Source organism: Aeromonas sp. Prich7-2 (genome assembly GCF_017939255.1).
GTDB lineage: Bacteria > Pseudomonadota > Gammaproteobacteria > Enterobacterales > Aeromonadaceae > Aeromonas > Aeromonas caviae.
The window spans coordinates 1-9,679 of record NZ_JAGKRI010000073.1 but is presented as its reverse complement, the minus strand read 5'-3'; the positions used below and the strand labels follow the sequence as shown (position 1 = coordinate 9,679).

The 9,679-nt window shown below is 53.7% G+C and carries 12 protein-coding genes; 10 read left to right on the top strand and 2 right to left on the bottom strand.

Going from position 1 to position 9,679, the window contains the following annotated elements:
* Positions 1 to 153: 153 nt before the first annotated feature.
* The 5 genes from J9892_RS13610 (at position 154) to J9892_RS13590 (ending at position 3,730) form a co-directional block, all read left to right on the top strand.
* Positions 154 to 369 (top strand): hypothetical protein, encoded by a 216-nt coding sequence (locus tag J9892_RS13610; protein ID WP_210538489.1) that lies wholly within the window; start codon positions 154 to 156, stop codon positions 367 to 369.
* Positions 370 to 548: 179 nt separating this feature from the next.
* Positions 549 to 860: a hypothetical protein gene (locus J9892_RS13605; RefSeq protein WP_210538488.1), complete on the top strand. Its 312-nt coding sequence runs from the start codon at positions 549 to 551 to the stop codon at positions 858 to 860.
* A gap of 134 nt (positions 861 to 994) precedes the next feature.
* Complete coding sequence (locus J9892_RS13600; RefSeq protein WP_210538487.1) at positions 995 to 2,212, top strand: hypothetical protein; 1,218 nt, start codon at positions 995 to 997, stop codon at positions 2,210 to 2,212.
* A complete protein-coding gene (locus tag J9892_RS13595) occupies positions 2,193 to 2,939 on the top strand; it encodes a hypothetical protein (protein ID WP_210538486.1) in 747 nt (248 codons plus the stop codon). The genes J9892_RS13600 and J9892_RS13595 overlap by 20 nt, the downstream gene beginning before the upstream one ends.
* A 41-nt stretch (positions 2,940 to 2,980) precedes the next feature.
* A complete protein-coding gene (locus J9892_RS13590; protein WP_210538485.1) occupies positions 2,981 to 3,730 on the top strand; it encodes a PRTRC system ThiF family protein in 750 nt (249 codons plus the stop codon).
* 107 nt (positions 3,731 to 3,837) lie between these two features.
* Here J9892_RS13590 and J9892_RS13585 read toward each other — a convergent pair whose 3' ends face one another.
* Positions 3,838 to 4,836, bottom strand: coding sequence for a ParB N-terminal domain-containing protein (locus J9892_RS13585; RefSeq protein ID WP_210538484.1), 999 nt, complete (start codon positions 4,834 to 4,836; stop codon positions 3,838 to 3,840).
* Positions 4,836 to 6,065 (bottom strand): ParA family protein, encoded by a 1,230-nt coding sequence (locus tag J9892_RS13580; protein WP_210538483.1) that lies wholly within the window; start codon positions 6,063 to 6,065, stop codon positions 4,836 to 4,838. The genes J9892_RS13585 and J9892_RS13580 overlap by 1 nt, the downstream gene beginning before the upstream one ends.
* Before the next feature lie 432 nt (positions 6,066 to 6,497).
* Here J9892_RS13580 and J9892_RS13575 point away from each other — a divergent pair, with 432 nt between their 5' ends.
* The 5 genes from J9892_RS13575 (at position 6,498) to J9892_RS13555 (ending at position 8,562) form a co-directional block, all read left to right on the top strand.
* Positions 6,498 to 6,830: a hypothetical protein gene (locus tag J9892_RS13575; RefSeq protein WP_210538482.1), complete on the top strand. Its 333-nt coding sequence runs from the start codon at positions 6,498 to 6,500 to the stop codon at positions 6,828 to 6,830.
* 18 nt (positions 6,831 to 6,848) lie between these two features.
* Positions 6,849 to 7,598, top strand: coding sequence for a hypothetical protein (locus J9892_RS13570; RefSeq protein WP_210538481.1), 750 nt, complete (start codon positions 6,849 to 6,851; stop codon positions 7,596 to 7,598).
* A 47-nt stretch (positions 7,599 to 7,645) separates the two neighbouring features.
* Positions 7,646 to 8,047 carry a hypothetical protein gene (locus tag J9892_RS13565; RefSeq protein WP_210538480.1) on the top strand — a complete coding sequence of 134 codons (402 nt, stop codon included), beginning with the start codon at positions 7,646 to 7,648 and terminating at the stop codon, positions 8,045 to 8,047.
* A 79-nt stretch (positions 8,048 to 8,126) separates the two neighbouring features.
* A complete protein-coding gene (locus J9892_RS13560; RefSeq protein ID WP_210538479.1) occupies positions 8,127 to 8,321 on the top strand; it encodes a hypothetical protein in 195 nt (64 codons plus the stop codon).
* Complete coding sequence (locus tag J9892_RS13555) at positions 8,314 to 8,562, top strand: hypothetical protein (RefSeq protein WP_210538478.1); 249 nt, start codon at positions 8,314 to 8,316, stop codon at positions 8,560 to 8,562. The genes J9892_RS13560 and J9892_RS13555 overlap by 8 nt, the downstream gene beginning before the upstream one ends.
* The last annotated feature ends 1,117 nt before the right edge of the window (positions 8,563 to 9,679 follow it).

Genomic DNA, 9,679 nt, shown 5'->3' with positions numbered 1-9,679 from the left:
GGCAGGGGCAGGGGCAGGGGCAGGGGCAGGGGCAGGGGCAGGGGCAGGGGCAGGGGCAGGGGCAGGGGCAGGGGCAGTTCAGGAGAAGGTTGATACCCAAGCACTTTTTGACCAAGACATTTTGTCCTCTTTGGGTATCTAAGGGGAGTCCATATGCAAACCATCAACTTACTGCGTCGAACCTTTAAAATTGGCTCTGCTATCGTAGATGACCCTGTTCCTGGCCTGCCACTCGAAACGGCACAACAGATCCTATCAGCCACCTACCCACAGGTGCGCTGGACAACCTTGTACGAGACAGATGGCCTTCTGGTTGGGAATACATTGCAATACGAATTTCTAATACCCCCAGTTAAAACCAACGGTTAGATGTTGGAGGGGGGAGGGGATCAAAAACCGCCGCAAGGCGGTTTTATCATTTTGGTGCATAGATTTCAGTCGCCAGCTATCAGTCCTCTAGGGGTGGTTTGAGTGACCCATCACAGTTGATGGGGGGCTATCGTCGGTGAGCTGACAGCCGAAAAATACAGTGTATTTATGTTTCCAACTTGTTATTGATGGCGCAAGAGAGCAACAAAAATACACTGTATTTTTGGGAGCTTGAGCTGATCTTGCGTCTGAACAATCTAAGAGATACTGGCTGCATAGGAGGTGCCTTCATGCCGACTCATGATGAACTAGCCGCATGGCTGGATGTAATTGAGGCTGAACCAGAACAGCCGTTAGAGCCAGTTTCCGATCAAAATTACCTAGAAGCATTTGCCAAGGAGAAAATGAAATGGGTGCAGTTTGCTCAGAAAGTTGCGAGAGCACCAACCGAGCGGGATTTGCAATCCGGTTGGGCGTTCCGGCCTCGCTGACAGGGCAGGATCGCGCACGTTTGCAAGTACCCCCATCCTTGCGTCTGCGTGGGGCTGTGATACCAAGACCGGGGCTTTCGACTACAGATGGATTCCAATCATCTATTCACTCTCTGGGGGAAATTGCACCACTGTTGAAGTCTGTTGTTACGTTGGCTCACAAGAACGGATGGGGGGCCACGGAACTGACCTATTTGGTGGCAGCACAAACTCTAGCAGAGCGCCTGAGTCGTTTTGAGGATCTTGCGCATGTGGTATGCCAAGAGCTATCTACGCGAGCTGAGCGAGCAGGGGAGGCATGTGCCCGCGAACTGCGGGAGATACTGATAAACGTGGGTGGGGAAATATTGGCCGGAGAGTTTGACGATAGCTATTCAACGTGTAAGCAGATTCTTGATTTTAGTTTTGGCCTTGTTAACGACCGAAACGGTAATGAGTTCGGTCAGTCCAGCGAGCAATTAAGATTCCGGCTGTTTTCAGATCTAGAATTCATGGTATTTCCATCGTCAGTATCCAGCGACTACCTCGCAGCATTTCAAAACCTCATGTTCTCGCAACTCCCACTGGTAGGGTTCATCCCAAGCAATGCCTTCTTTGAATACACTCTCGACTGGATGACTGAGTGTTACGATCTTGAGTTACCCGAGACTTTGGAGGCCACCCAAATTCACGAGTTCATCGGCGTTCTGGAGCGGGCAGAAAGTGAATTATCCAAGATAGACTCAGCTCCCAGATTCGAAACAGAAGCCCCCGACTTTTTCGATAAACTCGCGCTTCTGGTCGGTGGCAAAGCAGAGGCAACATCTGTTCTTATGAAGGTAAATGATGCCAGTGATGAACTCGGTGGTGATGGATACTCAGCCATGTGGAGCTGTTTTGATTATTGCCATCAGAAAGCTGGCTGGGCTGAAATCGAGCAGTCAGTAAAGGAGATAACTGCTGAAGGGGGACTTGCGGCTGTGTTTGGCCGCTTGCGCGAGGTGGAAGATAACACCTCTCTGAGTGCCTTCCTATTGGGGGCTCAGACGATCATTGAAAGGGAAATGGCGACCTATAGGGTCTCGAAAGAGGTTTTCGACTACCAAGACGAGTCTGACATATCCATTGACTTTAAAATCCCCTTTGAGACAAAGGCACTTCCGCGCAGGGAGCTTGCAGATGATGCCTACAACACTCACAACGACTTTGCCATGAACGGGGATCTATGTACCTCTAGCGTTTGCGTCCACATCAATGATGATACTTTGATGGCCATGGAATCGTGGCAGCGAAGCATTGCAATTATGGCCGCTGTGTACGTCGCAGGAAACAACGTTAAAGAGGAAGCTGGTCATGCAAGTGGTCAGAAATAATACCTGTCAGAAGAAACAGACTTTACCCCGCCTTGCGCTCGTATTTTCCAGCTCTAGTGAGCAGATGGCAGACCTAACCGGCATTACACGACACGCCATCGTTGACGACAAACTCGGGTTAGGTGAACCCCTGTCAATGCAGACTATTCATGAGCTGTTGGCAGACCTCACAGGCTCTCTGGATCGCTCCCAGGGTAACACGAAGGGCAACTACCAATTCATCCCCTCTAACGTGCTACTCAGTAGCCCAAGCGCGATTACATGGTATCAGCCCTCGCGGGAAGGGATGTTATGGTTACAGGTGGGTGGTGAGCGTTGCGGTTTCAAGATCCTTTGGCCAGCTCTAGTGTTCAATGTCCAGAAAGGGTCGGCACGGCTATCTGTAGCCGCTTTGGACACCGACGAACGCCCTACACCCGAGAACCATGTCTACGATGTTCCTATGCCCAACTGCTACCACGGAGGAGGGTTTTGCCTTGGAAGTGCAACGTTGCCCCGAGAAATTGATTTCTCGACCTTGCCGGAGATTGAGGCTTGCATGTACGACGCACTTAAAACTCACAGTAACAACTCCCAAGCGGTAGCCGATGGCTCTACACCAACCGCGTTTTGGGTCGGGATGGACGTAGAGCGGAGAAAGACCGGCGTAATCCCAACAATAACTGCATCCCAGATGACGAGAATAGGCTATCTCGGTGATTGGATTGAACAGGTTGCATCACGATAAAGAAGGGGATAATTGCGAAAGTTGAGAAAAGGAGCAGGGCGATGAAGTGGAAAACCCCCATCGAGTATTTGTCTCAGGAAGTGGATGTTGTGCTAATTGGGTGTGGAGGGACTGGCAGTTTTGTCATGGGCGAGCTGTCAATGTTACATGATCTCTTGACCCGTCTTGGTCATCCCGGTATCAGTGTGACTGCCTATGATGGCTCTCCAGTTCGTGAAGCTAATTTAGGTCGCCAGAGGTTCCATGCGGCAGACCTGGGGCTCCCCAAAGCACAAGCCTTAGTCGATGCGGAGCGTTGCTATAACGGTTTCGCTTGGGAGGCTAGGGGAGACTATGAGGTGGGTCAGGAACTCCTTAATCGCCGCCGTCCAACCGTATTTATCACAGCAGTGGACAAGCCTAGTTTTCGTGTACAATTCGGGTCGAAGTTTGCAACATTGAGCAAATCAAACCGCCTCTGGATTGATGCTGGCAACGATAACAAGACGGGGCAGGTAGTTTTAGGGGGGGCTGGGTTGCCGACAGCCTACGACTTGTTTGCGGGGCAGTATGAGGTGATGGTGGATGACCTATCCAAGAGCTGCTCATCAGCGGAGGCCGTCGCCAAACAAGATTTCGGGGTTAACTCAACGGCTGCCCGGGTTGTGGGCCAACTCATGTGGAACATGTTCCGGCATGGCGGCCTTGATTCCCACGGAGCGTTTTTCGACGTTCACCGGTTATCAGTTGACCCCATGCCCATTGACGAAAAAGTGTGGTCATCATTCGGATACTCTCCGCAGAGTCTCTGAATTCCATGAACACAACAACAAATAAAAACCGCCTTCAGGCGGTTTTTATTTTCTGGCATGTTGGTGAAACCCTATTGATGCTGTTGCTCCCATGCCCAGCTTGATCCTCACATTTTGAGCATGGCAAGGAGATCGAACAGTTGCTGACTGGAGATCTCGTCTGGTAGGGTCAACTCGAAAGTATTACCCTTTTTTTGCTTCACCGCGATCCCGGCAATCACATTCACATTGGTACGCTTTTCCGGCTTTTCACCCGCAAGTTCTGTAGCTTGTGCGGCAATGTCGGCCAGTGCTTTCGGTGCTGAGGGGTATGGTTCTTTACCCTGGGCCCATAATATCAGGGCTTCAACTTGTCCCTTCGTGAGTAGCTTTAGGGTTCTGCGCAGATTCAGTATTGTTGGGCGTCCAGTGCCAGTTCCATCCGGTAGCAGTTCATAGAGTGGCAGCGGAATCTCAAGTGCCCACTGTGAAGCGCGGACTTCTGACTCATGCACCCCGAATAACGATGCTACCTTGAGTACATCCAGCCCTTCATCTTTCATCACCCGGGCATAATGCAGCCCTTTATCATAAAGCGAGTTGGGTCGAGTGAGGTTAGCAATTCGACTGAGCTCGCGTAGCTCAGCCATGCTCAGATCCTCTGTTTCGTCGGTGTAAGCTATGGGCAAGCCTTTTTCCGCCAACAACGCACAGTATCGGCGACGCTGACCGTCAAATATCCCGTACCTGGTATCTGCCCCTCGTACTGCCAACACCTCCATTACGACACCACCAGAGCGAACTGAGCCGATCAGGTCATCTACAGTATCTTCAGTCACTCCCGACTTGGAGCGAATGTTCGCTTCGTGGATGTAGGTTAGCTCCTCAACATGTGCAGAGGGGATATAGACAGACGTCAGCCGCACGAGGCGCCCGCTTTTCAGGCGTATAACCCGGAAAGCACCGGTCGAACGAATCTTACTGGCCAATGCTTCTTCTGCATCCTGAAATCCCCCAGCCACATCCTCAGGCATGCTGAACACACCGCTTGATATGGACTGCGCGGCTGCTGATGTAGCAATGTGGGCCGCTAGGCCTTCGCTCATTGGCGTGCGCTTTTTATTCATCAGTTTGCTACCTCAAGAATGTTAGAGAAAAACTCAGCCACAACGTTCTCCGCAACGTTCTGGGCGCGTCTGAGTGACCTGGTATCTCCTGCATAATGTTTCGGTTGGATGGTGAATACGGTGCGGCCATCTTCAGTGACAGAAGAGAATGGCCTCAGTTGCTCCATCCTGTTGACAAACAACTTCGCAGGTTCAAGGTTCTTGAGCATCATGTAGTTATCCAGATGCTGTGGATTGGTGCCGTCAAATTTACTGCCCAGAAGCCACACGGATGCGGGATCAAGGTTTGGGGAGGGAATGTTCGCCAACAACCCATGAATGGACTCGAGGAATTTCAAGCTCGAGTCAAACTCCAGCGGGTCGAGGCCAATAGCAACAAACAAGCTGTCACTCGCTTGCAAGGTGTTAATCAAGGCCGCATCAAGGTGAGGTCCCGCATCAAGTAAGATGAGGTCGTAGTGATCACGAATCGGATCTATGACATATTTTGTCAGCAATTCGGTCATGTTGATGCCGGTATCTGCGGCGTGTTGGTATGCCTGCAGTGAAAAGAATCCATCTGCAGTTCCCGCTGGCATGACAAATAGCCCATCGCTAGAAGTAGGCAGCATCCAGGACCTTACCGTTTCAGGTGTAGCCCTGGTGGCAATGGCTTCGATTGCAGAATGTTGTGGCTCTTTACCAAGCCCGGCGAATCCAAAAGCCACGGAAGTTGACCCCTGAGGATCCATGTCGATGACCGCTACCCGCAATTGATGGCGGATCAGGTTGCGATGATGAACCAAACCGGTCGCGATGGTGACAGTCGATGTGGTTTTGCCGACCCCTCCCTTGAGGTTGAGGCAAGCAACAACCTTGGCGAGAGTATCGGAGCCTAGAGTGGACTTGATCTCGGCAAACGAACGCTGACCTGCAGCCTTATAAATCGCCCGAACATCGGCATGAGAAAATGTGTGTGGTTGGAGTGCGTTTTTCTCTGCGGGTAGCCGGCTGAACTCTCGACCACCTTCCCGCAACACCTTGATAGCCCCTTCAACCCTGGCTCGAGTCATTTCAGGTAAACGTTGCACCTGGTACATTGTGTAAACCGCACTTTGATACCCGTCCTCAATGGAAGTGTCCCGGCGGTCTTGCTTCACATCGGCTATGTAACCCAACAGCATTCTTGCTTGGCCGCGGAGTTTTTCGAAGCCAACCAGGCGTTGCTGCCTTGCCAATACACTGCTCATTCAACAATCCCCCTCAATTCCATGTTTTTAGATTTTTGGATGATAATTCAGGAATTATGGGTTTGTCTATTTTTTGGCTCCAGGCGCAACTGAAGGCGCTAGTTCTTCCCTCAGCGATATCCGGCCAACCAAAGCTAAATGCACATCAGATAGCCGATCACATTCTTTCATCAGCGGCATGATTAATCGGCAGAAATAGCTGCATCAGCAAATCAGCATCGTGGCCAAACACGGTCATTTTTCGACCCACGGGTGATACAAAGCGACTACGACAGTAGTTCAAAGGCGCTACGCAGGTAGCTCAACGGTGATACGACTTGCATCAAATGTGATTCGTTTATGATGCAAAGCGTTGACAACGGGTAAGCGCAAAAATGAGCACAAATGCAACCTACCCTTGGCACTTAGACAGCATCTCTTAGCGAGGACCTTATGTTACCAAGCAGAAAAGGCGCATCGAAACTCGAGCCCTACACAGTCGAAATCCTGGAGCTGAGGGGAAAGCATTCGCTTGAGGTGATCCGTGAGTACCTAGAGGAGAAGTACAACATTGAGATAACAAGGTCTGCAATTAACGCCTTCGTAAAACGTCGACAGAAAGGATTGGCAAACCGTAATTCGATGCCACAAGCCCCTCTCGAACCCATTAAGGCTCCTGCCGCCGTACAGCGTAGCCATGTAGCCGAGCAACAACCTTCTTCCACAACCGATAAGGCGGAATCGCCGGCTGTTGTTGATGTGTGGGCTGGAAAGGTAACACTCTGAATATTAAGGAATAACATAATGAAAATCGTTGTAGTATCTAAAACAGGATTTGTGGGTAAAACCGTTCTGTCTGCCCACTGGTTGAAAACCATGATGCCCGCCGCACAGCTCTTCTCGATTGAGGATATGAACCAGGCAGCTGATGCACTTGGTGTTGACGTAACCACAATGAACGGTGGCCAATTCTCTAATCTGATGAATTGCATCATGGTAGAGGATGAAGCCATCATCGATGTGGGTATGAGCAACGTCCGGTTCTTCATCGATGGACTTCGCAAGTTCAGTAACTCTTGCCAAGAGTTCGACTACTACTTTGTCCCCCTCACACCGGAGAAGCGTTGCCAGGAAGAGGCGGCAGAAACCATCAACACACTGTTGGAAATTGGAGTAGATCCGGCTCGGATTCGCCCTATTTTCAACAAAATCCCGGCCACATTCTTCTCCTTCGAGCAGTTCTCGGGCTTCGTGTCATACATGAAGAAGCACACCAAAGTGGAAACTGACTTCAAGTGGGCAGTCGAAGAAAACCCTGCGTTTGAAATGCTCTCGCGTCAAGGGCTGAGCCTCGCTACTGTGGTTGCTGATACTCGGGATTATAAGGGTGAGGCGAAGGAGCTTGTTATGAAGGCGCGTGCCGAGGGGGGGGAGCTCGATACCGGCAAGATAGAAGAGCTTACTTCCATGCACACTCTTCGTATGTGCTGTATTCCACTCCTTGAAAAGCTCAACGTTGTCTGGAGAGATTTGCGTCTCAAGCGGGCTGCTTAATGACTCCCCCCGGACAACCGGAGGCCCTATCGCTGAAGGGGGGCGTGTTGCCGGCAGAACATTACCAGGCAATCTTTGCATCAATGCTTGGTGATGTGTACGAAGCGATTCAAGCAGCCAGCCGCCTGCAAGGGGAGGTGGAGCGTAACCATGAACTGTTTGGAAGGATTGAGTCGCTATTAAGGTGGCTGTCCCGCGAGAGGCAAGAGATCCATGATGCAGCAACACGCTTCGGGGTCATGCTAGGGCGACTAGATGAAGAGAATGAACGATTTATTCGTTTGCATCGTTCCACTCTCGATGCGATGAGGAGTGAACTCGAATTCATAGCTCGCTCTGAATTGAAGGTGAGGGAAAGTAAACTGAATGTCGTTTCATGCACCCCCTGGCTGATAGCCATAATCAGCTCTGGCATTACAGGGTACTTGCTTGGAATAATGGCGAAATGATTAGAAGGCCGCACAGTGATTGTGCGGCCTTATCCATCGCACTTATCGGCGGGGATCAGAATGTAAGGAGTACCACAGCATGGCCCAAGTTGAATGCCCATCTTGTAAGGGTAGAGGAAAGGAAGTGGTGTTTCTCAACCCCACTACAGAACAGCGAGGTAGTTTCTCGCTGGATACCTGCTCAATTTGCAAGGGGAGCGGAAAAACCACAGTAGAGATCGCCGATCAGCTCACAAAGCGCCAAAAAACATGGGACAAGATCCTGAATGGATAATAGAGAAAAATCGACATGGAAGCGCGGGTTCGAGAGATCAGCAAGTAAAGGGAAGTTTGTGATGGCCATGGATGATCTGAAAACGGGTGATGTGAGAATTTTTGCCAAGAGCGGCAATACCGTCCGCCTTATTGAGCGAGAAGGTGAGGGCTGGGTCGTGGAGCGGACAACCGGGGCATCAGCGGGAAAACAAATGTGGTGCCCGTCCCGCTCCCTGGTCAAGTCACTCGATTCTGAGTAAGAGGAAAAACGGGACCATGAGGGCACCAGATCACCCGCCCGCCGCCGCTGACCACCCAGGGCCCCGAGCTCAGCGGCGACCCGGGGCACCAGATCCCGGTGCCGGCCCGGGGGCCCACTGCGTACCGGCTCCGCCACCGGTGGCCACCCTGGTCGCCGAGCTCGGCGGTGACCCAGGGTACCAGATCCCGGCCCCGGCCCGAGGGCCCGGGGCCACCTGCAGAACCGGATCACCCACCCACCACCGTTAGCCACCATAGGCGCCAAGCTCATCGGAGACCCGGGGCACCGGATCTCGGCACCGACCCGCGGGCCCCCACTGCGCATCGGACCCGCTTCACCTCTCGGACCTCCCATAACACCGAACCCACTCCGGCCCGGGGGCCCACTGCGTACCGGCACAGCCATCGGCCAGCTGGACACCGTACCGCCACCGGTGGCCACCTTGGGCGCCGAGCTCGGCGGCGACCCGGGCTCCCTTACTCAGCATGCACACCGACAAAACCCCGCCACCACCCAGGCCCCTCCGCTCCCCGGCACCGGCCGGGGGCCCACCGGATCACCCACCCGGCGGCCGGCAGTGGCCACCCTGGGCCCCAAGCTCGTCGACGACCCAGGGCACCGGATCCCGGCGCCGGCCCGAAGGTCCACCTCCCCACCGGATCACCCACCCACCGCCGGTGGCCACCCTAGGCGCCGAACCCGCGGCGGCCCGGGGCCACCTGCAGCACCGGTTCACCTGCCCGGCCACCGGCAGTGGCCACCCTGGGCCCTGAGCTCGTCGGCGGCCCGAGGAGCACCGGATCACCCGCCCGGCCGCCGGCAATGGCCATTCTGGGCGCCGAGCTCGGCGGCGACCCGGGATCCCGTACTCAGCATGCACACCGACAAAACCCCACCACCACCCAGGCCCCTCCGCCCCCCGGCGCCGGCCGGGGGCCCACCGGAACACCCACCCGGCGGCCGGCAGTAGCCACCTTGGGCGCCGAGCTCGGGGGTGACCCGGGGGACCAGATCCCGGCACCGGCCCGGGGGCCACCTGCAGCACCGGTTCACCTGCCTGACCGCCGGCAGTGGCCACCTTGGGCGCCGAGCTCGGGGGTGACCCGGGGGACCAG